Source organism: Advenella kashmirensis WT001, from assembly GCF_000219915.2.
In the GTDB taxonomy this organism is placed as follows: Bacteria; Pseudomonadota; Gammaproteobacteria; order Burkholderiales; family Burkholderiaceae_B; genus Advenella; species Advenella kashmirensis.
Genome location: NC_017964.1, coordinates 3,299,588 through 3,325,920, shown reverse-complemented (window position 1 = coordinate 3,325,920; position 26,333 = coordinate 3,299,588). Strand labels below are relative to the sequence as shown.

At 56.2% G+C, this 26,333-nt stretch carries 24 protein-coding genes and 3 pseudogenes; 13 read left to right on the top strand and 14 right to left on the bottom strand.

Annotation, left to right across the window (positions count from 1 at the left end):
* Positions 1-110 precede the first annotated feature (110 nt).
* From TKWG_RS15635 to TKWG_RS15625, 3 genes are all read right to left on the bottom strand, one after another.
* The gene (locus TKWG_RS15635) at positions 111-1,184 is read right to left on the bottom strand and encodes a GlxA family transcriptional regulator (protein ID WP_014751763.1); all 1,074 of its coding nucleotides are present in this window, start codon (positions 1,182-1,184) and stop codon (positions 111-113) included.
* A gap of 159 nt (positions 1,185-1,343) precedes the next feature.
* On the bottom strand, positions 1,344-1,955 hold the full coding sequence (locus TKWG_RS15630; RefSeq protein ID WP_014751762.1) for a LysE family translocator: 612 nt from the start codon (positions 1,953-1,955) through the stop codon (positions 1,344-1,346).
* Positions 1,956-2,098: 143 nt separating this feature from the next.
* Positions 2,099-2,977, bottom strand: a complete 879-nt coding sequence (locus TKWG_RS15625) for a DMT family transporter (protein WP_014751761.1) — start codon at positions 2,975-2,977, stop codon at positions 2,099-2,101.
* Between the two features lie 291 nt (positions 2,978-3,268).
* On the opposite strand from TKWG_RS15625, the gene TKWG_RS15620 reads away from it, so the two are divergent.
* From TKWG_RS15620 to ligD, 6 genes and pseudogenes are all read left to right on the top strand, one after another.
* Complete coding sequence (locus TKWG_RS15620; protein WP_238534198.1) at positions 3,269-3,865, top strand: AraC family ligand binding domain-containing protein; 597 nt, start codon at positions 3,269-3,271, stop codon at positions 3,863-3,865.
* A complete protein-coding gene (locus TKWG_RS25240; protein ID WP_238534197.1) occupies positions 3,865-4,113 on the top strand; it encodes a helix-turn-helix domain-containing protein in 249 nt (82 codons plus the stop codon). Before TKWG_RS15620 ends, TKWG_RS25240 begins: the two co-directional genes overlap by 1 nt.
* Before the next feature lie 175 nt (positions 4,114-4,288).
* Positions 4,289-5,565: pseudogene (locus TKWG_RS15615) on the top strand (bifunctional O-acetylhomoserine aminocarboxypropyltransferase/cysteine synthase).
* Positions 5,566-5,775: 210 nt separating this feature from the next.
* Complete coding sequence (gene arsC, locus TKWG_RS15610; protein ID WP_014751760.1) at positions 5,776-6,204, top strand: arsenate reductase (glutaredoxin); 429 nt, start codon at positions 5,776-5,778, stop codon at positions 6,202-6,204.
* 126 nt (positions 6,205-6,330) lie between these two features.
* Entirely contained in the window at positions 6,331-7,491 is a 1,161-nt protein-coding gene (gene ku, locus TKWG_RS15605; RefSeq protein ID WP_050981740.1) for a non-homologous end joining protein Ku, read from the top strand.
* Entirely contained in the window at positions 7,454-9,997 is a 2,544-nt protein-coding gene (gene ligD / locus TKWG_RS15600; protein WP_014751758.1) for a DNA ligase D, read from the top strand. Before ku ends, ligD begins: the two co-directional genes overlap by 38 nt.
* Before the next feature lie 130 nt (positions 9,998-10,127).
* On the opposite strand, the gene TKWG_RS15595 is transcribed toward ligD, so the two are convergent.
* From TKWG_RS15595 to TKWG_RS15575, 5 genes are all read right to left on the bottom strand, one after another.
* Positions 10,128-11,549: an efflux transporter outer membrane subunit gene (locus TKWG_RS15595; RefSeq protein WP_041710382.1), complete on the bottom strand. Its 1,422-nt coding sequence runs from the start codon at positions 11,547-11,549 to the stop codon at positions 10,128-10,130.
* A 132-nt stretch (positions 11,550-11,681) separates the two neighbouring features.
* Complete coding sequence (locus tag TKWG_RS15590; RefSeq protein ID WP_014751756.1) at positions 11,682-12,575, bottom strand: efflux RND transporter periplasmic adaptor subunit; 894 nt, start codon at positions 12,573-12,575, stop codon at positions 11,682-11,684.
* A gap of 3 nt (positions 12,576-12,578) precedes the next feature.
* Positions 12,579-12,800, bottom strand: a complete 222-nt coding sequence (locus TKWG_RS15585) for a DUF1656 domain-containing protein (RefSeq protein WP_014751755.1) — start codon at positions 12,798-12,800, stop codon at positions 12,579-12,581.
* A complete protein-coding gene (locus TKWG_RS15580) occupies positions 12,797-14,830 on the bottom strand; it encodes an FUSC family protein (RefSeq protein WP_014751754.1) in 2,034 nt (677 codons plus the stop codon). Before TKWG_RS15580 ends, TKWG_RS15585 begins: the two co-directional genes overlap by 4 nt.
* A complete protein-coding gene (locus TKWG_RS15575) occupies positions 14,827-15,201 on the bottom strand; it encodes a MarR family winged helix-turn-helix transcriptional regulator (protein WP_238534196.1) in 375 nt (124 codons plus the stop codon). Before TKWG_RS15575 ends, TKWG_RS15580 begins: the two co-directional genes overlap by 4 nt.
* 487 nt (positions 15,202-15,688) lie before the next feature.
* On the opposite strand from TKWG_RS15575, the gene TKWG_RS15570 reads away from it, so the two are divergent.
* Positions 15,689-16,303: a nitroreductase family protein gene (locus TKWG_RS15570; protein WP_014751752.1), complete on the top strand. Its 615-nt coding sequence runs from the start codon at positions 15,689-15,691 to the stop codon at positions 16,301-16,303.
* Positions 16,304-16,334: 31 nt separating this feature from the next.
* Complete coding sequence (locus tag TKWG_RS15565; protein WP_202947717.1) at positions 16,335-16,985, top strand: NADPH-dependent FMN reductase; 651 nt, start codon at positions 16,335-16,337, stop codon at positions 16,983-16,985.
* Here TKWG_RS15565 and TKWG_RS15560 read toward each other — a convergent pair.
* From TKWG_RS15560 to TKWG_RS15550, 3 genes are all read right to left on the bottom strand, one after another.
* Complete coding sequence (locus TKWG_RS15560) at positions 16,975-17,550, bottom strand: phosphonate degradation HD-domain oxygenase (protein ID WP_014751750.1); 576 nt, start codon at positions 17,548-17,550, stop codon at positions 16,975-16,977. The genes TKWG_RS15565 and TKWG_RS15560 overlap by 11 nt on opposite strands.
* A 142-nt stretch (positions 17,551-17,692) precedes the next feature.
* Complete coding sequence (locus TKWG_RS15555; RefSeq protein ID WP_171815214.1) at positions 17,693-18,025, bottom strand: SMR family transporter; 333 nt, start codon at positions 18,023-18,025, stop codon at positions 17,693-17,695.
* Positions 18,025-18,693 (bottom strand): DsbA family protein, encoded by a 669-nt coding sequence (locus TKWG_RS15550; RefSeq protein WP_014751748.1) that lies wholly within the window; start codon positions 18,691-18,693, stop codon positions 18,025-18,027. The genes TKWG_RS15555 and TKWG_RS15550 overlap by 1 nt, the downstream gene beginning before the upstream one ends.
* Positions 18,694-18,883: 190 nt before the next feature.
* On the opposite strand from TKWG_RS15550, the gene TKWG_RS15545 reads away from it, so the two are divergent.
* Positions 18,884-19,621, top strand: coding sequence for an aldolase (locus tag TKWG_RS15545; RefSeq protein ID WP_014751747.1), 738 nt, complete (start codon positions 18,884-18,886; stop codon positions 19,619-19,621).
* A gap of 62 nt (positions 19,622-19,683) precedes the next feature.
* On the opposite strand, the pseudogene TKWG_RS15540 reads toward TKWG_RS15545, so the two are convergent.
* The 3 genes and pseudogenes from TKWG_RS15540 to TKWG_RS21810 form a co-directional block, all read right to left on the bottom strand.
* Positions 19,684-20,860: pseudogene (locus tag TKWG_RS15540) on the bottom strand (MFS transporter).
* 148 nt (positions 20,861-21,008) lie between these two features.
* Positions 21,009-21,605, bottom strand: a complete 597-nt coding sequence (locus TKWG_RS15535; RefSeq protein WP_050981636.1) for a LysR substrate-binding domain-containing protein — start codon at positions 21,603-21,605, stop codon at positions 21,009-21,011.
* Positions 21,587-21,931, bottom strand: coding sequence for a LysR family transcriptional regulator (locus TKWG_RS21810; RefSeq protein WP_171815172.1), 345 nt, complete (start codon positions 21,929-21,931; stop codon positions 21,587-21,589). Before TKWG_RS21810 ends, TKWG_RS15535 begins: the two co-directional genes overlap by 19 nt.
* A gap of 694 nt (positions 21,932-22,625) precedes the next feature.
* Between TKWG_RS21810 and TKWG_RS21800 the strand changes: the two genes are divergently transcribed.
* The 4 genes and pseudogenes from TKWG_RS21800 (at position 22,626) to TKWG_RS22695 (ending at position 26,178) form a co-directional block, all read left to right on the top strand.
* A complete protein-coding gene (locus tag TKWG_RS21800) occupies positions 22,626-23,279 on the top strand; it encodes a GDSL-type esterase/lipase family protein (RefSeq protein ID WP_081489313.1) in 654 nt (217 codons plus the stop codon).
* Positions 23,280-23,487: 208 nt separating this feature from the next.
* Positions 23,488-24,932 (top strand): annotated as a pseudogene (locus TKWG_RS15525) (cytochrome ubiquinol oxidase subunit I).
* Positions 24,922-25,929, top strand: a complete 1,008-nt coding sequence (gene cydB / locus TKWG_RS15520; RefSeq protein ID WP_014751743.1) for a cytochrome d ubiquinol oxidase subunit II — start codon at positions 24,922-24,924, stop codon at positions 25,927-25,929. The pseudogene TKWG_RS15525 and the gene cydB overlap by 11 nt, the downstream one beginning before the upstream one ends.
* A gap of 93 nt (positions 25,930-26,022) precedes the next feature.
* A complete protein-coding gene (locus tag TKWG_RS22695) occupies positions 26,023-26,178 on the top strand; it encodes a DUF2474 family protein (protein ID WP_081489312.1) in 156 nt (51 codons plus the stop codon).
* Positions 26,179-26,333: the final 155 nt, after the last annotated feature.

The window sequence follows — 26,333 nt, the reverse complement described above, 5'->3', positions numbered from 1 at the left end:
GCGCAGTGACTGCAAGTAGAGCAAATCGGGCGCTGCGCAGATAGAACTTTTCCGCCTATTGATTGGAATAATTACGCCATCATTGAATGGTTTTGAAAGTTGGAAAACGTCTAATGAAACTCCTGGCGCCCCGGAAATACTTCGCTCACATAATCGACCGGGTTCGGGGTTTTTGCGGCCAGCAGCGATGCCGGCAACTGGGCCCGGCTGCGCCACTGGCCAGGAGACATTTCAAAGGTGGTTCGAAATTCCCGCCCCATATGTGAGGCATCGGCAAAACCGCAAGCGCTGGCAATGGCCGCGATGGATTTGGTGGAGTGAGTCAGCATCCAGGCGGCCATGCGCAGCCGAATCCCCCTGGAATACGCCTGTGGGGTCACGCCTGACGATTGCTTGAAAAGCCGTTCCAGCTGACGCACTGAAATATTCAGTTTGCCTGCAAGCGTGTCCATCGTGAGGGCCTTGCCCATATGTTGCTCCATTAACAGCATGGCGCGACGCACCACAGGATGCGTGTCCGGTTCGATACCCGGGGGCAGCGGCTGGGGCGTCGTTTGCGGGTTGGCATTATCTATCTGCAGGATCCGCAAGGCCTTTTGTACGATGGCATGGTCCATATGACGCTTCAGAATATCGGCGGCCACATCAATGGATGCACGTCCTCCCGAGCAGGTAATGCGGCGGCGATCACAGACGTAGAGCCGGTCGGCAACAATCAGATTCGGATCGGCTTGCGGGAACTGTTCGACAAAATCCCAATAATGGAACCAGCTGACGCAGATGCGGTGATCCTGCATGACACCGGCCTGCATCAGCGCGAAAACCCCGGTGCAGACGCCAACCAGATTCACGTTCTGGTCTGCAGCTTGCTGTATAAATCGTTTTTGGGCAGGACTGAGCGGCAGGCCGGTGTGCAACAAACCGCCCACCACCACCAGATAATCAAAACGTGCCGGATCGCCCAGTTTTTCCGAGGGCATTACCTGAATGGCGCTGGAAGAGCTCACTGGCGCCAGCGTTTCGTCGACCACATGCCAGGCGCAGCGAACCGGTTTACTGTAGTCGCCTTCGTCTCCGGCCAGGCGCAGGACGTCCAGCAGACCGGAGAATGCGGTCAGCGTGAACTGCGGCAGCAACAGAAAGCCAAAGCGAATGGGCGCAGTAGCCGTAGGTTTGGGGAGCATGGTGATGGCGTTCCTTAGTATTTGTATTCTAGCCAACTATAGCGCCAAATGCCTCCAGCCAAACGGCGGTCACAAGAGATAACCGCTCAATGCGTTGCAAGCCGGGGGACGCAGCTGGTGTGCACTCAAAAAAACCTCCCGCTCAGGACCTTCTGGCGATTATCTCTCGGTGAATGCCAGCTTGGCGCCCAGCGCAACGAAGGCGGCGGCAAAGCTGCGGCGCAACCAGGTCATGACCGCGGGCCGGCCAATCACGTGGTGGCGAACCGCTGCAGCAAAGACGCCGTAACCGGTAAAAACGATAAATGTCATTGCCATGAAAATGGCAGATAGCTCCAGCATGATCGGTAGCGGGTTGCTGGCCTGGTTGCCGACAAATTGCGGTAAAAAGGCGAAGAAAAATATGGACAGCTTCGGGTTTAGCACATTGACGGCAATAGCGGAGCGAATCACGTCCCTATTGGAGCGCGGCGCGGCGCCGGTTTCGATTTTCAGCGCGCCATGCTCGCGCAGGGTTGTAAACGCCATGTACAACAGATAGGCGACGCCCGCGTACCGGATTATTTCAAAAGCCAGGGCACTGGTATGCAACAAGGCAGCCAGTCCCGTAATGGCGGCGAACATGTGCGGCAAAATACCCAAGGTACAGCCGAAAGCGCAGATGACGGCGGCGCGGCGTCCCCGCGACAGGCCGGCGGCGACGGTGATAATGACGCCTGTGCCGGGCGAGATCACCACGATCAGGGATGTCAGCAAAAATTCCAGGCTCATATTGTGGCTCCGGTAAAAGGTGCAGCAGGCAGGCAAAGACGCGATTGTCTGCCTAGCTTATAACAGTCTGTACCGGGCAAACAACTTATAAATGGGATAACGTGCGACGGCGGGCAATGATTTGCTGTATCCACTCGTAACCACTAACCAGCAATATGCCAAGCAGAACCATCAGCACCGGCCACGAAATTGGGCTCCAGCGGCTCATCCAGCAGCCAGACGCCAAAAGCAATACCGAAAAGCGGCGTCATGAAGGACAGGACGCCAAGCCGGGATGCCAGATACTGCCGCAGCAGCCAGAACCACAAGAGCAGGCTGCCAAAAGACACGACCAGTATCTGAAATGCCATGGCGGCAAAGGCACGCGGCGTAGGGTTGAAATAAGTCTGGTCCATGAGGATGGCGGCAACGATCAGAACGGCGAAGCCGCCAATCAGCTGATACAGCAAGGTGTGCGTGCTTGGGCAGTTGTTCAGGCGAGTGGTGCGTATGACAACAGTGGTCGCACCCCAGGCCATGGCTGCGCAGATCCCAAGCAAGTCGCCCAGCAGCGGGTTAGTGCCGCCGGTATCCGCCGAGCCGCTGCGGCCGGTAAAGGTTACGACAATGCCCGCAAAAGCGATCGCGATGCCCAGCCATTGAACCCGGCTCAGACGTTCGTCGGGCACCTTCCAGTAAAGCCCCAGGGCAGCAAATACCGGGGCAGTGTAAAGGAAAATGACCATATGCGAGGCCGTGGTGTGGTGCAACCCCTCGGCCACCAGCAAAAATTCCAGGGCAAAAAGCAGTCCGGCGGCAATCCCGGGCTTCCAGGTCCCGTCAGAGAGCACAATGCGATCGCCGCGCGCATAGATCAGGATGTACACCATGATGGCTGAAACACCGGAGCGCAAGGCAATCTGAAAAACCGGCGCAACGTCTGGTGCCGCGCCCTTGAGTACGACCTGTTGCAGACCCCAAATTGCGCAAGTAAGCAGCATCAGGCCGGTGGCCTTGCGATCAATTGCCCGGCGGTGTTCCATTTTTGTTCCTGTTCAAGATAAGCCCATTGTGAAACAGGATTATCTCATTGACGGATAATCGCCATATACTGTAAATATGACAATCGATATCGGGATTAAGTCATTTATTGGTATGAAGTGAATTTTCCGACGAGGGGTGGCATGTTTCCTTCGGGATCCATGTGCCGTTTTGCAGATGCAAGTGCGAGCTGTACAGGGATATGGCACGCGTCGGGCTCGTGTCGGTATTGCTGTCAGCGCGATCGCTCTTGGCCTTTCTGTCCGTTATATCGCTTTTATTGGATTACGCTTATGAAAAAATCCGGCTTTTCACCCAGCAACGCGACGCATTTGCGTCGACCTCCGTTTGATACGGCTTTGCCGGCGCCCATTGTCTTTCGGGCGGTGAGCGTGCAGGCAGACACCGTATATCCGCGTCATCTTCACAACTGGGGGGAATTTGTATACTCCTTTAGCGGCATCATGGAAATCGAACTGGCCCATCAGCATTATCTGGCGCCGCCCCAGTACGGTTTATGGCTGCCGCCTCGCACCGAGCATATCGCATTCAATCGTCATGCGGGCATCCACTGCTCCCTGTATGTCGACGCAGCGCTGTGTCAGACCTTGCCTGGCGTCACCTGTGCATTGACCGTCAGCCCGTTTATGCGGGCGCTGCTTGATGAACTGGGCAGAAGGCCGCCGGCCGTTGTCGCTTCACTGCGGGAGCAACGTCTATTGCGGGTATTGGTGGATCAGCTGGAGCAGGCCGATTGTGCAGGGACTTACCTGCCCACATCAGACGATCCTTTGCTCAAGCCGGTGTTGCTGGCGCTACAGGCCAACCCGGGTGATGCGCGTACAATCGCCGAATTCGCGGCGATCAGTCATACAACAGAAAGAACCTGATGCGCCGTTGCCAGCGTGATCTGGGCATGTCTTTTGTTGAATGGCGACAGCGGCTCAAGGTGCTGGCTTCGCTGGCACGGCTTGATCGGGGCGAGACCGTGGAAGCGATTGGCCTGGATCTGGGCTACAGCAGCGCGTCGGCATTTATCAGCATGTTTCGCCGCCTGATGGGAACCACGCCTGATGAGTACCGCAAGGGCCGGCGCACGCAGGGTGCAAGACTGGCAGCGGGCCGGGAGAATAGGTGAACAAGCCACCAACTGAGCAGTGTGCAAAAGCATATATATCCAATACATAAGTAAAGATCAAGCGAAAGGCTGACAGAACCGGTGATGTCGGGTATAAAGCGGAATCAGATATTTATTACGTCAGTCAGGCTATTTGATCGTTGCCCTGAAATTTGATTTCCAGAAAGGAGAAGAAATGAAACTTGAGACATTGGCCATTCATGCGGGTTACACACCGGAGCCCACCACCAAGGCAGTTGCCGTACCCATTTATCAGACGTCTTCGTTTGCCTTTGACAATACGCAGCATGGCGCCGACCTGTTTGATCTGAAAGTGGCCGGCAATATCTACTCGCGTATCATGAATCCGACCAATGCGGTGCTGGAAGAGCGCGTAGCTGCCCTGGAAGGCGGAATTGCCGCGCTGGCAGTCGCCTCGGGCATGGCGGCCATCACCTATGCCATCCAGACCATTACTCAGGCAGGCGACAATATTGTATCGGTCAGCAAACTGTATGGCGGTACCTATAACCTGTTTGCCCATGCGTTTCCGCGCCAGGGAATCGAGGTGCGCATGGCTCCTCATAATGATATTGCGGCACTGGAGGCGTTGATCGATGACAAGACCAAAGCGGTGTTCTGCGAATCCATTGGCAATCCCGCAGGCAACCTGATTGATCTGCGCGCACTGGCAGACGCGGCGCACCGGCACGGGGTACCGCTGATTGTGGACAACACCGTGGCAACGCCGGCGCTGTGCCGTCCCTTTGAACACGGCGCCGATATTGTGGTGCATTCGCTGACCAAATATATGGGCGGGCATGGCACGACTATTGCCGGGGCTGTGGTTGATTCCGGCAAGTTTCCATGGGCCGAGCATAAAGAGCGGTTTGCGGTGCTGAATGAACCAGATCCGGCCTACCATGGTGTGGTCTATACCGAGGCGTTTGCCGAAGCTGCCTTTATCGGACGTTGTCGCGTCGGCCCGTTGCGCAACACCGGCGCCGCCCTGGCTCCGCTGGCAGCATTCCAGATTCTGCAGGGTATTGAAACGCTGGCATTGCGCGTCGAGCGCCATTGTGAAAATGCCTGAAAGTGGCGCAGTTTCTGCAGAAGCATGAGCAGGTCAGCTGGGTGAAATATGCGGGTCTGCCCGATCATCCAGAACACGAACTGGCCCGCAAATATATGGGTGGCAAACCATCGGCCATTCTGTGCTTCGGCGTGAAGGGAGATGCGCAGGCAGGGGCGCGCTTTATCGATGCGCTGCAATTGATTACGCGCCTGGTCAATATTGGCGATGCCAAATCGCTGGCATGCCATCCGGCCACAACCACCCATCGTCAGCTCAATGAGCAGGAACTGGAGAAGGCCGGGGTCAGCCAGGACATGGTCAGGCTTTCGATTGGTATTGAGCATATCGATGACATTCTGGCGGATCTGGATCAGGCATTGCAGCAGAGCAAGGGCTGATCGCAGGCTTTCATATTGTCCATACGCAATCCGGGGCGCCATAATTGGCGCTCTTTTACTGCGCAAGATATTGCGCGCCCGCGTCGCCGGTTCGGTGATGGGGCGTTGTAATCGTCATGGCCATGTACCGCCTTGCATCGGCCAATGGTTACACGCATTCGACCTGCTAAATGCTATGATTGAACCACCAACGGTACAGGAGTTCCCCTCATGGATATTACAATTTATCACAATACCCGCTGCGGTACTTCACGCACGACGCTGGCGCTGATCCGCAATACAGGTGTCGAGCCCAATGTCATAGAATACCTGCACAATCCGCCTTCTCGCGAAGAGTTGACAGCGATTATAGAGCAGGCCGGCATCAGCGTGCGCGACGCAGTGCGTCAGAAAGAAACGCTGTTCAAGGAACTCGGACTGGATGACCCGGCTGTAAGTGATGATCGGCTGCTGGATGCCATGATTGAATATCCGATTCTGATTAATCGCCCCTTTGTGATCACGCCTAAAGGCGCGCGCCTGTGCCGCCCGTCAGAGCTGGTGCTGGATATTTTGCCGCTGCCGCAAAAAGGCGCGCTCAACCGCGATGACGGCACACCACTGATAGATGCACTGGGTCAAAAGGTTACGCAAGCCTGAACGCTTACAGGCAATACCCCACACGATTCATTGCATTTGAAATTGGGTCGGCCCTTGAGCCGATTCACATTGCTGCAGGACTCGCGCTGCGTTTGGCGCATTGATGATCTTGAACAAGGACCTGATATGGCACGCCCGATCTGGAATGGTACGCTTTCTTTTGGACTATTGAATATACCCGTGGCGTTAATGCCAGGGGAGCGACGCATTGATCTGCATTTTCGGATGCTGGACTCGCGTGACAAGGCGCCGGTGCGATACGAGAGGGTCAACGCCGATACCGGCGAAGAGGTGCCGTGGAAAGATATCGTCAAGGCATTTGAATATAGCAAAGGCAATTATGTGGTGCTGGAACCCGACGATATTCGCGATGCAGCGCCGCAAAGCAAAGAGTCGGTCGATGTAGAGGCTTTTGTCGACGCCAGCGCTATCGGCCCGGCGTATTTCGAAAAACCCTATGTGCTGGTGCCGGGAAAAAAGGCGGAAAAAGGATATGTGCTGTTGCGCGAGACACTGCGTGATGCCGGCAAGATCGGAATAGCACGTGTGGTCATACGCACGCGTGAATATCTGTGTGCCGTGATGCCGCAAGACGATGCGCTCATGCTGATTCTGCTGCGCTATCCGCAGGAGTTGATTGATGTGCAGGACTACCGGATTCCGGAAGGCAAGTTGAGCGACTACCGGATTTCCAGCCAGGAAATGGACATGGCCAGTCAATTGATTACGTCCATGGGCGCGGAATGGAAACCAGAGCAGTACAAGGACGAGTTCCGGCAGCGGCTTTCAGATGTGATAAAAAAGCGGATGAAAGCCAACAAAGTCAGCCACCGACCTGAAGACGAACTGGAAGACGCTGCAGTACCGGAGAATGCTGCCACTAACGTGGTCGACTTTATGTCGCTGCTCAAGCAAAGCCTGGCAACCAATAAACGAACACCACCCAAGGCGGCCAAATCCAGTCCTGCAGCACGAGGCAGCGACAGTGCGGCAGGCAAAGCGAGCAAAAAGGCTTCAGCAAAATCAGCGGCCAGAGCGGCGGGGCGCAAGAGCACAACGGATAACGGTAAAACAGCCCGAGGTAAAACGGCAGGCAAGGCAGCCAAATCAACAACGACTGCCAGAAAAACTGCCAAGCAACACCAAAGAAAAGCGCCGGTTCTTCCGGATCCGGCTCACGCAAGCGTGCGGGCAGCACCAAAAAGGCGGCCTAGCGCGCATTTTCCAACACTACTGACCGGGGGCGCCTATGAGCCTTGCCGACTATCAGCGCAAACGCAGGTTTGACCGTACACCGGAACCGCAAGAGGATGCAATTGGCGGCGGTCGGCCCATCTTTGTTGTCCAGCTACATCACGCCAGCCATCGCCATTATGATTTTCGGCTGCAGGTTGCCGGGGTGCTCAAGAGCTGGGCGGTGCCCAAAGGCCCCAGCCTTGACCCGTCGGTCAAACGTCTGGCAGTGCAAGTAGAGGACCACCCCGTCAGCTATGCCCGTTTCGAGGGTGATATTCCCAAAGGGGAATACGGTGGAGGACATGTCAGAATATTTGACAGCGGAATCTGGAGCACCAATGAAGAGGTCGAAGCGCAACTGGCCAAAGGACATTTGAAATTTGAACTGTTTGGCGACATCTTGCAAGGCGGGTGGCATCTGATCCGCAGCCATCGCCGCAGTCGCCAGCAACAGTGGTTACTGATCAAGCAGGACGATGCATTTGCCGGGGACAAAGAGGCTGATGACTTTGTCGATGAGTCTGCAGCGTTGGTCACGGATGGCAAAGGGCCAGCCGCAAAAAAAGCGAGTGCGGGTAAAAAGACCGCCGCCCAAAAAAGAGCAAAAGACAGGGCAGCAAAAAATATAACTTCTAAAGGCACAACTTCCAAAGCAGTAGCCGATACGAAAAGCCAGAAGAATCCGGCAACCGCCGCCTGGCGTGCGCAGCTTGATGCCTTCAAAGGCGCAAAGCGACAGCCGTTGCAGCACAAACCATTTGCGCCACAATTATGCCTTACTGCAGACAAGGCGCCGGTTGGCGATGATTGGCTGCATGAAGTCAAATGGGACGGCTATCGCCTGCTGTGCACGATTGTTGATGGCACTCCGGCCTTGTGGTCGCGTAATGGTCTGGACTGGACGGCACGCCTGCCTGATGTGGCCAGTGATATGGCATCGCTCGGGCTGCAGCAGGCTGCCTTTGATGGCGAACTGGTTGTGCTCGAGGGCGTGCACAGCAATTTTTCCGCCTTGCAGGCGACGCTGTCTGGCGAGAAGCAGGCGCCATTGAGTTATCTGTTGTTTGACCTGATTCATCTGCAAGGGTTTGATCTGTGCGATGTGCCGTTGCAGGAACGCAAGGCATTGCTGGAGACGGTATTGCAAGGCGCGCCATCACGATTGCGATACAGTTCGCATCTGGTGGGTTCCGGACCTCAGGTGTTTGCGCGAGTAACAGCAGAAAAACTCGAAGGCATTATTTCAAAACGGGTAAATGCGTCATATCACGCCGGTCGCAGCAGAAGCTGGCAGAAAATAAAAATGGAACTCAGTGATGAGTTTGCCATTGCCGGCTTTATTGAGCCCAAAGGAAGTCGCATGGGTATTGGTTCATTACTGCTGGCATTGCCCGAGGGCAAGTCAGGCTGGCGACTAGCCGGGCGTGTCGGCACCGGCATGAATGATGCTATGTTGCGACAACTATCGACCCTGTTGCGACCGGTTGCAGAGACAGACCCGACGGTGACAGTTGCAGGCATAGATTCGGATTTGCGGCGTGCAAAATGGGTCAAGCCGCGCCATGTGGTGGAGGTGTTTTATCGTGGACACAGCAGTCAGGGATTGTTGCGTCACACGGCGTTCAAGACATTACGAGAAGACAAGTCTGTTGCTGATCTGCGAGGCAGCCAGGCAAAAGAGGAGCCTATGAAAAAGGATACTGTTCAAATTAGCAGCCCGGACCGCTTAGTGTACCCCGAGATGCAGGTGAGCAAGCAGGATGTGGCCGACTATTACGAACGAGTGATGGACTGGCTGTTGCCGGGGGTAGCCGGACGGCCGCTATCGGTGCTGCGCTGCCCGGATGGCACGCAAAAAGCCTGCTTTTTCCAAAAACACCATACGGCCGGCATGGATGTCAGTACGGTCAGTCTGCAAGAAGAGCAGGGTGGCAGGCAGGACTATTTGATGGTGCGGGACAAGACAGATGTCATGCAACTGGTGCAGTTTAACTCGCTGGAGTTCCATCCATGGGGTGCGCTGGCCGACAGCCCGGATGATTGCGACCGTCTGGTATTTGATCTTGACCCTTCTGAGCAAGTGTCGTGGGCCACGGTGAAAAAGGCGGCGCGTCAGGTGCGCGATCTGCTGGAGCAACTGCAGCTGCAATCGTTTGTACGCACGACCGGCGGTAAAGGGCTGCATGTGGTCGCGCCGCTGAAACCGCCCGTGCCCTGGGAGGACGCAAGACAGTTTGCGCGCGCTTTTGCCGAGTCGCTGGCCGGGGCGCATCCGGACACCTATATCGCAACGGCCTCCAAAAAACAGCGTAAAGGATTGATATTCGTGGACTATCTGCGCAATGGGCGTGGCGCCACCAGTGTCTGCTCGTATTCGCTGCGTGCCAGGCCTGGTGCCGCAGTGGCCACACCGCTGCGCTGGGAAGAACTTGGGCGCGTAAAGTCGTCGGACGCCTTCCATATCCGCAATCTGCCGCAACGCCTGGCCCGGCTTGCCAGTGACCCCTGGGAGGAGATGACTGCGATCAGGCAGTCACTACCTGATCTGCCTGAGTGACGGCGCGCGCTGGGGTGCCGCTATGCCGAAATCGGCCCCGGATTGCCGGGACAGTGACCAGGCGTCGAGCATTTTCACGGCGTCAATATACTCGTGATGCAAGCCATGGCACTACAGACACGCCTTTGAGTTATTCCCAGCCGCCGCCCAGCGCCAGAAATACATCCACCTGCATATCGGCCAGCTGCGCCAGGGACGAGGCCAGCGCGCTGTCGGCACTGGCCAGGGTGCGCTGTGCATCCAGCACCGGCAGGTAATCTGTTTTGCCTGCCCGGTACAGGACCGATGCCTGACTGGCCGCCTGTGCCGCTGTATCGCGTGCCGCTTTGAGTGCAGCGTAACGTTCCAGTTGGCGGGCATAAGTAACCAGCGCGCTCTCGGTTTCCTGCAGGGCATTCAGCACTGTTGCATCAAAATGCGCATATTCTGCCTCTGCCGTTGCCCTGGCCTGGGCAATAGCGGCCTTGGCGGCGCCCGTATTGGGCACTGTCCATGATATTAGCGGGCCTACATTTAAGCTCGTGGTGCTTTTATTGCCAAGCATATCCATGGGGCCGGTCGATGCGCTGGCCAGGCCCAGTGTGATGGTCGGATACAGCTGGCCGATGGCAACGCCGATTCTTGCAGTGGCGGCCGCCAGCTTGCGTTCGGCTGCCCGAATATCGGGGCGACGGCGCAATAACTGTTTGCCGTTGCCAACCGGAATGGTGCCGGTAAACCGAGGAGGCGTGGCGCATTTCAATAGTGATGCCGGCATGGAGGACGGTGTCTGGCCGGTCAGGGTCGCCAGCCGGAACAAGGCAACCTGCTGCTGGGCCTGCAACGGCGGGATGCCGGCGTTCAACTGCTGAACCAGACCGCGTGCGCGGGTGACATCCAGTTGCGTCCCGCGTCCTGCCTGCCACAATTGTCTTGCGATATCGCTCGATTCCTGTTGTATACGCACTGATTTTTTCGCCGAAGCCAGTTGCATACCGGCGGCGCAGATAGTGGCGTAGGCCCGCGCGGTTTCTGCAGCAACTGTCACGCGCGCGGCTTCGTAGGTGGCCATTGCCGCTTGTGCATCCTGCTCAGACGCCTCTATCGCCCGATGGATTTGCCCGAAAAGATCGATCTGATACGCAATATTAAGGCCGCTACTGTATGCCCACCGGTCTGGTGGTCGCAGATCCGGCTGTAGCTGCTGCAACCCGGAACTGTGACCGTACTGTGCCGAGGCATTGACGTCTATGACAGGAGATTGCTGAGCCTGGGCACCCGCCACAGTGGCGCGTGCGCGGGCCAGATTTGCCTGGGCTGCGCGCAGGTTGGCATTGGCAGCCAGTGCCTTGCTCACCAGCCGATCAAGGATTGGGTCATGATTGAGCCGCCACCAGTGCACAGGCAAGGGCGCGTCAGAATAGACATTGGTCGCGCGCGCGCCGACAAAGGCGCCCTGGGCGGACGGCTGTTGTATGACGGCATTGTCCGGCGTTTTGTAATCGGGCCCCACGACACTACATCCGGCCAGCAGGAGGGAAAAAAAGACGAGGGTTGATAAGCGGTAATTCATAATCAGATTTTTAAAAGAGGTCTTGCGTAATGGCGCCACGCTTGCGCCTGCAGCTTGTCTGGCTACGAGTACGGACGCGTCAGCCTGTTAAGAGGGGCTCGTGTTGCCTGGCATGGTTGTGTGTCGGATTGTTTATTGATGATCCTGGCTTGTCTGGTCGATATTCACGGTGGCTGTCTGCCCTGCGACCAGCAGCATGTCCGCATCCTTGTTGTCAATGGCAATGCGTACGGGCACGCGTTGCGCCAGCCGAATCCAGTTAAAGGTGGGATTGACGTTGGGTAGCAGGTCGCTGCCGACGCTGCGTTCGCGATCGGCAATACCCAAGGCGATGCTTTGCACATGTCCCCTGATGATGGCGCTATTGCCCATTAATGTGACGGTGGCCGGATCATTGATATGAATGTTGCCCAGCTTGCCTTCCTCGAAATAGCCTTCCACATAGAACGATGCGCTGTCGATAAGAGCCAGTACCGGTTTGCCGACCGTGACGTAATCTCCAATGCGCAAGCTCAGATTGGTGACCCGACCATCGGTGACGGCGTACACGCGACTGCGAGACAGATTCAGCTGTGCGCTGGCCAGCTGTACTTTTGCCTGGGCCAGCGCCGCTTGTGCCTGATGCAGATGCATGCGGCTTTGTTCGACCATTTCGGCGGCTACCAGTTTGCCCAGGGAGCGGTTGCGTTTTACGTCACGCTGTGCCTGATCCCGGGCCGCAGTATCAGCCTGGACCACAGCCTGTGCCTGGTCGTATGCCAACTGATAGCGTGCCCGGTCAATTTCGAAAAGCAAGTCTCCCGCCTTGACGTCCTGGTTGTCATGCACGGCAACGTTCATGACCAGGCCCGAGACATCAGGGGCAACCTGAATCACATTGGCCTTGACTCGCCCGTCACGGGTCCACGGTTCCACCTCGTAGTGCAGCCAGAGCTGCCAACCGGCGTACACCGCCAGTGTCAGTACCAACATGGTAAGCAGGAACCGGCCAATAGCGGCCAGTGGTGGTGAAGTGGGTAATTTCATTTGTCAAACCATTAGCAATTTCAAAATAGAAGGAAAAGTACGCTGCACTGCGAAAAGCAGAATCACGTACAGCCCCAGGTCAAACAGGGCAGGGTGCCACACCAGGCGATAAAATCCCAGGCGCGAGAGCAGTGTGCTTACGGCCTTGGCGATTACGAATGTGATGAGAGCCAGTACCAGCAGCCAAGGTATATACAGGCCCTGTATGTCAATTTCTCCGATCATGTTTCGGCCTCCTTGGTGTTTGCGGTAACAGGGTACGGCGCCATTTGCGGGAACAGGCCACGGCGCAGACCCACCATGGCGACAACAGCGCGGTGGTGCGACGGACCGATAGTGGGGGCCAGCAATACATTTTTCAGCGCATCATCCAGCTGCCGCAGCAGGTCGTCATCGGGCGCTTGCCTTGGCTTGCGAAGAAAGGCAGCCAGGCTATCGAGCAGCCGGCGCACCGACTGGCCGGCGCGCGGCAGGGACTGCAACGCGCTTTGCAACACGGCGATATCATTGCCGACCCGCAAGGCCAGCAGTGGATCGGGTGTTTCCTGCTGTGCTGTGCGGTTCTCGACGGGCAGACGGGTTTGCAGCAGGCCAACGCGGTCAAGCATGCGTGAAGTCAGGTGTGGTGTGATCCGCAAGCGTCGCGTTGACGCCAGAGTGGCCAGATCCTGTCGATTGGCATTTTGAATGCGAACGACGGCGCGTTCGGCACTGATGGTGCGAAACAGGCTCGCCACCAGCGCTGCCACGGCTGTGCCAGCCAGTTGCCCGGTGATGCTGTTCAGATAAATGTCCAGTGTTGCCTGGTTGACATCCATCAGAGCGAATGTTCCCAGTACGCCAAATAGCAAAGCCATTGCCTTGAGCGCATAGGCAGGGCGTATGGCCAGTGCCGACAGTACAAAGACAACTGGAAAAATGACCATTGCCAGCATTTCAAATGTGTGTACGGATGGCAGTGCAACCAGCAGATAGAAAGCAGAAATGGGAATGGAGTAAATCGTATAGCGCAGGAACACACGCATGGGTGCGGCCGGGTTATCCAGCGTGGAAAAAAAACAGCTGAACACGGCGGCCATCATGGCTGCGGTGCTCCCCTGCGGCCATGCAGTGATAATCCAGAAAACGCAACAAATGCCAATGGCGATCGCGGCCGCCAGCGCCGATTGCAGCGCAATGCCGTGATCAATATGCAGGTCGGGTTTGCGCCGGCTGGCGCTGGCCTCGTCACTGGCTTTCTGGATGCCGGCATCCAGATCTATGCGCATCTGAATACATTTTGCATAGGTGTTGACCAGTTCATGCAGGCGAGTCGCCAGGCTTGCTGACAACAGCGTGTGCCATTTCATGCCGGGCTCAATGGCGGGTGTGATCGTGTCAATTGAGTGATGCATCGCTTGCAGCTGTTTAGCGTCGGGCTGCTGACCGGATGCGATCCAGTCGCTGATTTGATTCATTACCTCGCGCGTTGCAGGCGGCAATGGTCTGCCGGCTCGCTGCAATGCATTGATCCTGTCTTCCACCGAAGAGATGACCGGCGTCAGGCTGATGATGCGGTTCAGTAGCGCACGCAACAGGTGCGAGGACCAGCGAATATTGCTGGTGTCAAACGGTATATGCGTAGCGGTCAGACGCAATTGCGTAATGTCGTTGGCCAGCTTGCGACGATTTTGCCTGTCTTCTTCCGGGGCAGCGCAACGCAGCGTAGATATCATCCAGGAGCGGGCATCGGCCAGTGTCTGGTCCAGGCCATTCATTACCACAGGTGCAATACTGCGCGGTAGCACAAGCGTATGCACCAGGGCGGCGCACACGATACCCAGGCTGATCTCTTCAACGCGGGAAATGCCCTTGTCAAAGAGGCCTATCGGATCGTCGACAGCGGGAAATCCGATAAGTGCGGCGGTGTAGCCCGCCAGCATGAACACATAAGAGCGGGGCGTACGGTCCAGTAACGAAATATACAGACAGCCGCCTACCCACAGAGACATAGCTAAAGTGGTAAGCAGGGGGCTTTGATTCAGGTTCGGAATAATGGCAATCGCTGCGGCCGATCCCAATACCGTGCCAGCCAGTCTGTACAGGGCCTTGGAACGGATGCTGCCTGCCCAGGGCTGGGTTGTGACGACGTAGGCGGTCATCATCGCCCAGAACGGGTTGTGCAGGCCGATGCTGTATGAAATATAAAGCGCCAACATGGCGCTTATATAGCATTTGAATGAAAACAGCGCTTCGTCGCCAGTAAACAGTTTCATTTGTGATTGCCCGAATGCTTCCCTGAAGAGCGGCCAGCTGTACAGGTGCTGTGTCTGATCGTATCGAGCACACGCAAAAAGGCATCGGCATCTTCTTTTGACACCCCATTGAAGACCATGCGCCGAAAGCCAAGCAGGCGCTCATCAATTTCATTTGCAATGCGTCTGCCCGCATCGGTCAGGTACAGCGTTTTGCTGCGCCCGTCTTCAGGGTCCAGCTTGCGTACGGCCAGGCCGCTGGCCTCAAGCTGATCGAGCAGGCGGACCAGGGAAGGGGCTTCAATGCCCAGCTCTTCGGCGATATCCTTTTGTCTTACGCCTTCCCCTAGCCGTCGGATGACCACAATCGGCCACGCGGTGGCCTGAGACATGCCAAGTTCGGCAAGCAATTGATCGGCCGCGCCGCGATAGCGCGTGCCATATGCAGCAGGCCCTGGCTCATGGCCATGCGTGTGGCGTCTGAGGCTGATTGGATTTGTTGGTCATGGCAAGTGGGGTTCAAATATATGGGTTGAGATATTCTATTAGTTAGCTACCTAACTATTATAAGGACTGAAGCTTAAAGCAGACTGAAATCGGGCAGGTGAGCTTTTTCTTGTATGGGAGGTCCGTTTTGGATCGGCCGTTGCGAGTCAGCTTTGGTTACAACGGCCATGCACCTTACCATCTTTAATGTGGGGTTGACCCGTTCCGGAAGCGGCTATGGCGGGTTGCGCTTAAAACCGTGGATACGACCATGATCATGATCGATCAAGTAATTTACATGCCGATACACCGCGCAGGCGCGCCCGCAGTTCTGGCTCGGACTGCTTTATTGTTACACTGAATTGATCTTTCGTACTTGAAAGGAGTTTTGGCATGGCGGTGACGACAACAGAACAGGAACGCGAATTATTGTATTCATTGATTTCGCGTCGCCGCTCCGTCCGGCAGTTTACCGACACGCCCGTTGAAGAACCCGCGCTCATGCGCGTCCTTACCTGCGCACAAGGGGTCAATAGCAGCGACGGCAAGCGGGGCGCGCCTTCGGCTCATGCCTTGCATCCGCTAGGCCTGACGGTTGTGGTGCGACGGGTGCAGGGCGTAGAGGCGGGCAGCTATCTGTTTGACCCGGCGCGCAAATCTCTTGGTCGCATCGCATCTGCCCCGGTATCCGGCAGCTTGCTGCCTGTCTCTCTTGCCGATGATGAATGGCTTGAGACCGCGCCTGTTGTTATCGTCATTAGTGCCGACTATGACCTGGCTTTGCGTCATTTTGCCGATCAGCAGCCCGATGGCCTGCGCGGTTCCCGCTATGTAGACGTAGAGACCGGCGCTGTAGCACAGAACCTTTATCTGGCAGCGCTCGTCGAGAAGCTGGGCGGCGTGCTGGTCATGGGGGTCGATGACCAGGCGTTGGCCAGGCAACTGACCTTGCCCGCCGAACATAAGCCGGTGGCGCTATTCTGTCTGGGCCAAGCTCAGGCGTCATAGCCGAACAATCAGTCCGACAACAGGTTTTGTTATGATGAATGTCATCGTGACATTCAGGGAATATGTAATGACGTCAATCGAGAACGACAAACCGATCAACGGCAAGCCACGCATTCTGCTGCTCTCGGGCAGTACGCGACGACTGTCCTACAATACCCGGCTGGCTCGCCATATGGCGCTCACGGTGGAGCAAGCCGGGGGCAATGCGACGTTGATCAGTCTGGCCGACTATCCGATGGCCATCTATCATGCAGATGATGAAGCGCAGTTTGGTCTGCCTGAATCTGCGCGTCAACTGCGAGCGCTGTTCAAGTCGCATCATGGCGTGTTCTTTGCCTCTCCGGAAGAAAATTCCTCCATCTCGGCTTTGCTGAAAAATACGCTGGACTGGGTGTCGCGTGCAGACGGCGACGAACCGGGCAAAGTGCCTTATATTGGCAAGGTGGCGGCCATTGGCGGCGCAACCACAGGTGCGTCTGGGACCAGGCTGGGCTTGCTGCACTTGCGCACGGTGTTGTCAGGGCTGGGAATGTTGGTATTGCCGTCCGTCATGACAATTCCCTTTGCCGCCAACGCATTTGACGATGCAGGTCTGTTGCAAAGCGAAGAGCAGCGGGCAGCAGCAGAAGCACTCGCGTTGTCCCTGGTCAGGACGGCGCGCGCAGTGGGCGTTAGTTCCTGAGATCAAGGGCGGCGGGCTGGTATACCTTTTTTACATAATGCATGAAATGTGCAAGATCAGGTGTTGTGCGTTGCGGCACCTTGGCCAGATCGTCCCAGCGGCGCAGGCGCAACGCGTCCTGGGCGTAAGGACGTTGCCGGAATTGTTCAACCTCGGCCTGACTGAACTTGCCACCCTGCAAACCCAGGCTGTGTACGGAGGCGGGCGATAGCGTCCCGAAATAGTCCGGATCAATGGCGCACAGGCAACGCTTGGCATCGACGTGCATTTTGACCGGCTCGATCACCGAATCTGGAAACCCCGGTTCAAGGAAGGGAACGGCGGCCAATTGATGGCGGTGGTCGACACCCGGGAACGCATTATCACGCTCCTGATTGCGCGCCTCCAGGATGTGACCCAGGTCATGCAACAGAGCTGCCGCAATGAGCGAATCCGGGGCGCGCCCGGCCTCGGCAAGACAGGCCGCTTGCAGCGCATGTTCCAGTTGCGTGACCGCCTCGCCGTCGTACAATGAGGCGCCATAGTGCTCGTACAGCGATTGAATGTCTTCGGGAGTAAGTGCCATCACGATTCCTGTCTTCTGGTAAAAAGCACCAGCATAATCTTTAAAAATGACAGACGCTTGACCGGATGGCGTAAATGATGCCAGAGCCGATCATCCGTTCGTATTCGTTACAGCACTTGTACGGTCGGCCTTCGTCACTTGTCTAATGCGAAACGCTGCCGGAAAATACATTGATGACAATGACACCGGCAATAATCAGGCCGATGCCCAGCAGTGCTGCCCCGTCAAGAGATTGCCCGAACCAGATCCAGCTTATCAGGGATATGAGCACGATACCAGCTCCGGACCATATTGCATACGCAATACCAGTAGGCATTGTGCGTAAGCTGAGTGACAAAAGGTAAAACGCAGAGGCGTATCCCGCAATGGTGATGATTGAAGGAACGAGCCGGGTGAAGCTCTCGGATGATTTTAGAAAGGAAGTAGCGATCACTTCCATGATAATCGCGCCGGCCAGATATAAATAAGTGGAAATCATCGTGATGGGTGCTCACCTTGGTCAGAGGCAACTTTGCTTTCGATAAGGGCAGTAAACCCGGCCGCATCGCCGTAGTACCGTTCATGCCCCAGTTTTTCCAGGACATCATCCTTTTGGATCACAAAGGCCGGGAAGCCTTGTGCGCCGGCATAATGCATCAGCGTGAGCGTGCTGTCCAGATGCGCCTGGATGTTGTCATTGAGTATTTCCCGGTAGGCCCCGACAAATAACGCTCGATCAATCTGCAGCGACTGTGCCAGATCGGCCAGGACATCTTCCTGAACGACGGCGCGGCCTTCGCGATAGTGTGCATATTGGATAGCCTGCAACATGGCCGGTTCGCTACCGGCAGAGACAGTGCCGACCGCGAGAATGGCGGCAATGGGCGGCAGGGAATCATAAATGGTATCGTCGCGTGCGAGCAATCCGTCCAGATAGGGCTGGCCAAAGTGCTGGCCGGTCATGTTTGCGATACGTGCATCGGCCTGGCGAATCATGGCCCGTTTGCCTTGTGGCAGCGTCATGCGCTGGAACAATCCGCCTGCATGCATTTCAAATGTAAACTTGTCGCGAACGGGAGAGGCAAGAACACGTTCAAGCAGTGGCTCGGCGGCATAACACCAGCCGCAAAGGGGATCATAGATATAGTGCAGTGTAATTTTCATGGCCAGACCCTATGAATATGTGGCAAATCGCTAAGCAGATCGAAATTAACACAAATGAGCCAATTGGCACTAGACTAGGCATACGTCCCTCGCGCCTGGCTAATGTGGGCGATACTGCGTGAGTGATTGTATTTCATTCGCAGGCGGGGTATTTAACGTTAGGCAAAATAACATCATCAGGGAGAGCGGGATGGACACCATCCAGAATCAATATGAAGCCGTTTATCATTCGGACGAGACAACCCGGCTGCGCCAGGACCTGGCACTGGCCTTGCGGGCGGCTGCCTTTCATGATCTTTCGGAGGGCGTCTGTAATCACTTTAGCGCCGAGGTCCCCGCCTGTGCCGACTGGTTCCTGCTAAATCCGCGCGGCTTCCAGTGGTCCGAGATACAGGCCGAAGACATTGTCATGGTTGATGCCGATGGCAACAAATTGTGGGGCGAACATGAAATTGAGCCAACCGCATTGTTTATTCACGCTGCCGTACATCGGATTGCGCGCAAAAAATGTGTGCTGCATACGCATATGCCTTATGCGACCGCACTGACGCTGACCGAAAATGGCGGGCTGGATCCGCTGCTGTCGCAAAATGCCATGCGGTTCTACAACCGTATCGCTGTCGATCGTACCTACAACGGTCTGGCGCTGGACCATGCCGAGGGTGAGCGCATTGCCCATGCCATGAATGGCGCCGATGTTGCATTTTTGACAAATCATGGACCAATTGTCTGTGGTGAAAGCGTCGCTTATGCGTACGACGATCTGTACTATCTGGAGCGTGCCGCCCGCGTGGAAGTGCTGGCGCATTCGTCGGGCCTGCCGTTAAAACCGGTGGAGGAACACAAGGCGGCACTGGCGGCCAGTCAGATACAGCAGGAACGGTTGCAGTCTACGTTGTTCTTTGAATCGCTGCGTCGCTTGCTGTAAGGGCGAGTGGCCAACAGGCGCTGGTTGATGCCGGTTGGTCACTACTTACCGACCGAGATAGTTCAACTGGCGCAGGCAACCGGCATGACTGGCGTTCTTTCCCTGCGTATGGCGACCACTGCAATCAGCAGACTGGCGATCGGCATCAATGCCGCAACATAGGGAATCCATGGCAATCCACCCTCCTGGGCAATAACCAGGCCGCCGGCCCAGGCGCCCAGCGCATTGCCCAGGTTAAAGGCGGCAATGTTCAGACTGGACACCAGGCTCTGGTCTGCATTGGTAATCTTACCCAATACCCACATTTGCAATGGTGCAACGGTGCTGAAAGCCGCTACCCCAAACAGCCCTACTGCAATCACGGCAGCAATCTGATTCTGGAAGGCCCATGGCATGAGCAGGAGCACCGCAGACAGGGCAAGCAGGCTCACGATCACAGTCGTCTTGAGATACTTGTCTGCAAATCTGCCGCCCAGCAGATTGCCTATGACCAACCCGACGCCAAACACAACCAGAATAGGCGAGAGTGCTGTTTTATCAAAGCCGCTGATTTGCGTGAGCAATGGGGCGATATAGGTAAACACGGCGAACACGCCGGCAAACCCAAACACGGTTGTCATCAAGCCCGCAATCACGCCGCCATTGGCCAGACTGCGCACGCTGGCGCGCCAGTTGTGATCGGAGCCCTGCGCGCGGGTACCGGCCGGAACATAATGACGAATGACAAAAAACGACACAATGCCAATTAGCGTGACCGCCCAGAACGTCGCGCGCCATCCATACATCTGGCCCAGGAAGGTGCCGAACGGCACGCCCAGAATATTGGCGGCAGTCAACCCGGTGAACATGACAGCGATGGCCGAGGCCTGTTTGTCCCTGGCAACCAGCCGTGTTGCAACCACCGAGCCGACACCGAAAAAGGTGCCATGTGCAAAGGAGGTGAGCACCCGGGCGAACAACAGGAACCAGTAATTGGGTGCCAGGGCGCAGGCAGCGTTGCCCAGAATGAAAATGACCATCAGAACCAGCAACGTGGTTTGTGGGCAGTCGTCCCGTGGCGATGGTAAAGATGGGCGCGCCCACTACAACACCAAGGGCATAGCCTGATATCAAGGTGCCGGCAGTCTGGACAGGGATCATCAGGTCGTTGCCTACTTCAAGCAACAAGCCCATGATCACAAACTCGGTTACGCCGATTCCAAAAGCGCCGGCCATTAATGCATAAACAGCAATAGGCATGATAATTTCCGATAGGTAGATGAAAGCAGGCTTATTATTGCCTGCCCGACCCCGGGGAAACAGCCTGTCTGCGGCAAATGATTTGTGCGCAGAATTCACGAATTTGCCTGTCTTGCGCTGGCAGCGCGCGGCAACGGTGTTGCTGCGTTTAGCGCAGAATGGTGTGCTCGGTCAGAAAGTCCAGAAAAACGGCGACCCGGCGCGGCATCAGATCGCGTTTGCCCATGAAGACTGCGTAAAACGATTCAAATTCCTGGCTATTGTATTGCTCCAGCACCTGGATCAGCGCGCCACTTTGCAGCTCCTTGTCCACGATGAACCGGGTCAGGCGTGCCAACCCAGCCCCTTGCATTGCCAGATGCTTGAGCGAAATGCCGTTATTGACCTTGATCTGCGCATCTATGCTGACCTGCAGCGCCTGGCCGTCTTGTGTCATACGCCAACCGCGAAACGAACGGGACAGGTTCAAATCGAGCTTGTGATAACGCGTCAAATCTTCGGGTTGCTTTGGTGTGCCATGCTTTTGCAAATAGGCGGGTGCTGCGACGATGACGCGGGGCGATTGTCCCAGCTTGCGCGCGTAAAGATCGGAGTCCTTCAACTGGCCGGCGCGAATGGCAACATCAACACGCGCATCGTACATATCTACCACGTCGTCGGTCAGGTCAATATTGAGTGTAATGTCAGGAAATTTCGCCTGAAATAAAGGAACCAGCGGCAATAGGATCAGTTCACCGAATGGCACATTGGTATTGATGCGCAGGGCCCCGACGGCAGGGCATCCTGTGTCATGCCCGCTTCAATGTCGTCCAGTTCCGAGAGCAGACATTTGCTGCGGTGAAAAAAAGACTCGCCGGCCGGTGTAAGCGATAGCTTGCGCGTGGAACGGTTCAGCAGCGTCACCCGCAGGCGCGCTTCAAGTCTGGCAACTGCTTTGGAAACGGCCGACGGACTCATGCAAAAGTGTCGGGCAGCCAGGGAGAAACTGCCCGACTCGATGGTGGCCACGAACAGTTCCATTTCGACAAGTTTATTGCCCTTGGGTGCAGATGACATATGAATATTGTTCACAAATGTTGTGATTGCTGGTGTCTGGATTGTAAAGCATGTGCACTGCATACTGCACGCAGTTGCTGTTGCCCTTATCCATCACACTTATCGTCCATACACAGGAGACTTCATTGAAATCAACGCACTATATACTGCTGGCGGGCTTTTTGAGCCTTATTACCTTTACCGCGCAGGCCCGGCAATGGGTGGCAAGCTGGCAGGCGAGTCCACAACCGATCTGGGGGCAGGATTTTGCTTTTCCTACGGGCATTCCGCAAGCAATACAGGACGCGACATTCACCCAGAATGTCATGATCAGCCGTGGCGGCAAGCGTTTGCGTCTGGTGATCTCCAATCGCTACGGCACGGCGCCGCTGGTCGTGGCGCAAACCACGGTAAGTCGCAAGACGGGCAAACAAGGATTGACCGATGCCCCAAAAACCGTAAATTTTAGCGGACAGGCGGCAGTGACCATCGCTCCCGGCCAGCAAGCTATATCTGATCCTCTGGATATGCTGGTAGCGGATCTGCAGCAGTTGCAAATTGCGCACTATGTGAAAGCCAAAACGGCATTAGAGACGTTTCACTGGGATGGGCGCCAGCAGGCAGTGTTTCGCCAGGGAAACCAGACGCAAAAGCCGTTGTTGGCCGCTGATCCAGTTTTGCATCGTACGCAGGCCCGGGTTTTTCTGACTCGCATCGACACGGAAAGCGTATCGCCGACCTGTGCCGTGGCTATGCTGGGCGACTCCATTACCGACGGCAACGGTGTGCCGATAGACTCCAACACGCGCGTGACAGACTATATGGCCGACGCGCTGCATTCGGCCGGGATTGCTGTGATCAATGCCGGCATTTCGGGGGCGCGCCTGCTTGGCGACAAAATGGGGAGCATGCAATGGCGCGTATTTCACACGACGTCTTTGATGCGCCGGCTGTGACCACCCTGGTGCTCTTTATTGGCATCAATGACATCAGCTGGCCCGGGACCGCTTTTGCGCCGACCCAGCCTATGCCTGCTTTAAGCTCCTTGCAGGAGGGATATCGCAAGTTGGCAGCGCTGGCCAAAAGCAGAGGGCTGCGCGTTATTGGCGTGACGCTGGCACCATTTCGCGGTGCATTGGCCGGCACGCCGCTGGACAATTACTATGATGACGACAAGAACCGTCTGCGCCTGGCGGTCAACGCATGGATACGTGATGCCGGGATTTTTGATGCGGTGGTCGATGCCGACAGCTTGTTGCAGGATCGGCATGACGTAACAAAACTGGACGCACGTTACGACTCTGGTGACCATTTGCATCCCGGACCGGGCGGCAATGCGGTGCTGGCGCAAGCGATTGCGGGGCAGGTTCGATCCTGTCGATAGTTGCCTGCTCGTTGTATTTCAGACTCGTTGCGCTAAGGCATATTGTCCTATATATTGCGGGGCTTGGTCAGTTTGCCCGCAAAGCAAGTACAATAATGCAACTGTAATATGAGTAGTAAAAATATGGGCTCGCTGGTTACTGGCGGAATTACCATAACAGCAGATGTCCATACCGTGTGCGTATGTTTCAATCCTCCAGGAGCAGCAAATGGAGCTGGACACTCTGACTCTGGCCCGAATACAGTTCGGGTTCACGATTTCTTTTCATATTATTTTCCCTGCCATTACGATCGGGCTGGCCAGTTATATGGCGGTGCTCGAAGGCTTATGGCTCAAGACAGCCAATACCGTCTATCGGGACCTGTACCACTTCTGGTTGCGCGTGTTTGCGATCAACTTCGGCATGGGCGTGGTGTCCGGCCTGGTGATGGCTTACCAGTTCGGCACCAACTGGAGTTACTTTTCCGATTTTGCCGGTGGCGTGACCGGCCCGTTGCTTACCTACGAAGTATTGACCGCATTCTTTCTTGAAGCGGGTTTTCTGGGTGTGATGATGTTCGGCTGGCACAGGGTGGGGCCACGGCTGCACTGGTGTTCCACTATTCTGGTTGCGCTCGGAACCCTTATTTCGGCCACCTGGATTCTGGCCTCCAACAGCTGGATGCAGACCCCGCAGGCTACGAAATCATCGACAGTCGTGTGGTACCGGTCGACTGGTTCGCCGTGATATTCAATCCCTCTTTCCCCTATCGCCTGGTCCACATGGTCATCGCGGCATTTCTTGCAACTGCATTGATCGTGGGTGCGGTTGCTGCCTGGCACATGTTGCGGCGGAACGCGCAGCCTGCGGTCAGGAAGATGTATTCCATGGCGATGTGGATGCTGCTTGTAGTTGCGCCGATTCAAATACTGGTTGGCGATTTGCATGGTCTGAATACACTCGAACACCAGCCGGCCAAACTGGCGGCAATGGAAGGGCATTGGGAAAACGGGCCGGATGGAGAGGGTGTGCCATTGGTGCTGTTGGGCTGGCCCGATATGGAGCGGGAAGAGACGCGCTTCAAAGTGGAAGTGCCGCGTCTGGGCAGCCTGATCCTGACGCACAGTCTGGATGGGAAAATTCCGGCACTCAAGGAATTTGCGCCTGAAGACAGGCCCAACTCCACGATCGTGTTCTGGACATTCAGGATCATGGTGGGACTTGGCATGCTCATGTTGCTGCTGGGCGTGTGGGCATTGTATGCGCGCTGGAAGGACAAGCTTTACGACAGCCCGGTGCTGCATCGTTTCTCTGTCTATATGGGGTTGAGCGGCCTGGTGGCCATGCTGGCCGGCTGGTACACCACTGAAATAGGGCGCCAGCCGTGGGTCGTCTATAACGTCATGCGTACGGCCGATGCCGTTACGCCGCACAGCCCGCTGGAACTGGGCATTACGCTGATTTTGTTTATCGTGGTGTACTTCGTGCTGTTCGGCGCAGGGGTTGTTTATATGCTTCATATAATGGCTCAGGGACCGCAACCGACTCCACATCTTGAAATTGATGGTGGAGGACCGGGAGAGGGGCGTACACCGGCACGGCCACTGTCGGCGGCGACCGATACCGATGAAGAGTCGCGCTCACCAACACAGGGAGACCGTCATGGGAATTGATATTTCGCTCTTGTGGGCTGTGATTATCCTGTTCGGAATCATGATGTACGTGATCATGGACGGATTCGATCTGGGCATCGGGATTCTGTTTCCGCTCATGCCTCGCCGTGCAGACCGTGACGTGATGATGAACACTGTTGCCCCGGTCTGGGACGGCAACGAGACCTGGCTGGTGTTGGGTGGCGCCGGCTTGATGGCCGCCTTTCCGCTGGCTTATGCCGTGATTCTGAGTGCATTTGCCATGCCGCTGATTCTGATGCTGCTCGCGCTGATTTTCCGCGGCGTGGCGTTCGAGTTTCGCTTCCGGGCCAGCGATGCGCGTCGTCGCTGGTGGGACGCCGCTTTTATTGGCGGTTCTGTACTGGCCACTTTCTTCCAGGGCGTGACCCTGGGGGCGTATATTGACGGCATCACAGTTGTGAATCGCGCCTATGCCGGCGGGGCGTTGGACTGGCTCACGCCGTTTTCCGTGTTCACCGGCATCGGGCTGATTGTTGCCTATGCGTTGCTGGGCTGCACCTGGCTTGTGCTCAAGACAGACGGGCCGTTGCAGCAACGGATGATTGAACTGGCCAGGCCGCTGACCCTGGTGTTGCTGGTTATCATTGGTATTCTGAGTATCTGGACGCCGATGAGCAATACGCTTATCTACGAGCGCTGGTTTACCTTGCCAAATCTGTTCTGGTTTGCACCAGTTCCCATTCTGGTGATCCTGGTAAGCTGGGGGCTGATACGCAGCCTGAATCACAATCCGCATGCCGAGCCGTTTATTTTTACCCTGTGTATGGTATTTCTGGGTTATAGCGGACTGGGCATCAGTGTCTGGCCCAATATCATTCCACCTGATATTTCCATCTGGGATGCCGCCGGTCCGCCGGAAAGCCAGGGGTTCGCACTGGTGGGTGCGCTCTTCATTATTCCGTTTATTCTCATGTACACCTCCTGGGCGTACTATGTGTTCCGTGGCAAAGTGACGGCAGATGCGGGATATCACTAGAGGCGTGAGCCGCGGGCAGAGGCATACCGGACTGCCGGCGGCAGTTACCACATTCATAGCTACAGGCGCATATTACATTTGGGATCACGCGATATGACACAGCAGGAAACCAAACGCGCTGGCACCACTACAAGCAAACGCAGTCGCTGGTTATGGTTCGTCGGATTGTGGCTGGCCGGAACCGTGGCGCTATTGCTGGCGGCCTATCTACTGCGCGGCATTATGTCCGCCGTGGGCATGACTTCCTGAAAGCGCCGGCGCGGCTTTTGATCGCGCCTGTCTGCAAATCCACGTTTTCATGCGGTACCGTTTTCGCAGCAGCCTGAAAGCGATGTTTGTACTTGATACGCTAAGGTTTGGCTGCGCCGCCGCTGACATGTCCGATTCCGGCCAGGGCCGTTGGT

What these genes read in the sequence shown, in the direction of transcription:
- TKWG_RS15565 (WP_202947717.1), top strand. Translation starts at nt 16,335, where the DNA reads ATGATGAATGTCATCGTGACATTCAGGGAATATGTAATGACGTCAATC.
- TKWG_RS15635 (WP_014751763.1), bottom strand. Translation starts at nt 1,184, where the DNA reads ATGCTCCCCAAACCTACGGCTACTGCGCCCATTCGCTTTGGCTTTCTG.
- cydB (WP_014751743.1), top strand. Translation starts at nt 24,922, where the DNA reads ATGGGAATTGATATTTCGCTCTTGTGGGCTGTGATTATCCTGTTCGGA.
- TKWG_RS15560 (WP_014751750.1), bottom strand. Translation starts at nt 17,550, where the DNA reads ATGGCACTTACTCCCGAAGACATTCAATCGCTGTACGAGCACTATGGC.
- TKWG_RS15590 (WP_014751756.1), bottom strand. Translation starts at nt 12,575, where the DNA reads ATGAAATTACCCACTTCACCACCACTGGCCGCTATTGGCCGGTTCCTG.
- TKWG_RS15545 (WP_014751747.1), top strand. Translation starts at nt 18,884, where the DNA reads ATGGACACCATCCAGAATCAATATGAAGCCGTTTATCATTCGGACGAG.
- TKWG_RS22695 (WP_081489312.1), top strand. Translation starts at nt 26,023, where the DNA reads ATGACACAGCAGGAAACCAAACGCGCTGGCACCACTACAAGCAAACGC.
- TKWG_RS15630 (WP_014751762.1), bottom strand. Translation starts at nt 1,955, where the DNA reads ATGAGCCTGGAATTTTTGCTGACATCCCTGATCGTGGTGATCTCGCCC.
- TKWG_RS25240 (WP_238534197.1), top strand. Translation starts at nt 3,865, where the DNA reads ATGCGCCGTTGCCAGCGTGATCTGGGCATGTCTTTTGTTGAATGGCGA.
- TKWG_RS15575 (WP_238534196.1), bottom strand. Translation starts at nt 15,201, where the DNA reads ATGTCTCAGGCCACCGCGTGGCCGATTGTGGTCATCCGACGGCTAGGG.
- TKWG_RS15595 (WP_041710382.1), bottom strand. Translation starts at nt 11,549, where the DNA reads ATGAATTACCGCTTATCAACCCTCGTCTTTTTTTCCCTCCTGCTGGCC.
- ligD (WP_014751758.1), top strand. Translation starts at nt 7,454, where the DNA reads ATGAGCCTTGCCGACTATCAGCGCAAACGCAGGTTTGACCGTACACCG.
- TKWG_RS15550 (WP_014751748.1), bottom strand. Translation starts at nt 18,693, where the DNA reads ATGAAAATTACACTGCACTATATCTATGATCCCCTTTGCGGCTGGTGT.
- TKWG_RS15580 (WP_014751754.1), bottom strand. Translation starts at nt 14,830, where the DNA reads ATGAAACTGTTTACTGGCGACGAAGCGCTGTTTTCATTCAAATGCTAT.
- TKWG_RS15620 (WP_238534198.1), top strand. Translation starts at nt 3,269, where the DNA reads ATGAAAAAATCCGGCTTTTCACCCAGCAACGCGACGCATTTGCGTCGA.
- TKWG_RS15625 (WP_014751761.1), bottom strand. Translation starts at nt 2,977, where the DNA reads ATGGAACACCGCCGGGCAATTGATCGCAAGGCCACCGGCCTGATGCTG.
- TKWG_RS15585 (WP_014751755.1), bottom strand. Translation starts at nt 12,800, where the DNA reads ATGATCGGAGAAATTGACATACAGGGCCTGTATATACCTTGGCTGCTG.
- ku (WP_050981740.1), top strand. Translation starts at nt 6,331, where the DNA reads ATGGCACGCCCGATCTGGAATGGTACGCTTTCTTTTGGACTATTGAAT.
- arsC (WP_014751760.1), top strand. Translation starts at nt 5,776, where the DNA reads ATGGATATTACAATTTATCACAATACCCGCTGCGGTACTTCACGCACG.
- TKWG_RS15570 (WP_014751752.1), top strand. Translation starts at nt 15,689, where the DNA reads ATGGCGGTGACGACAACAGAACAGGAACGCGAATTATTGTATTCATTG.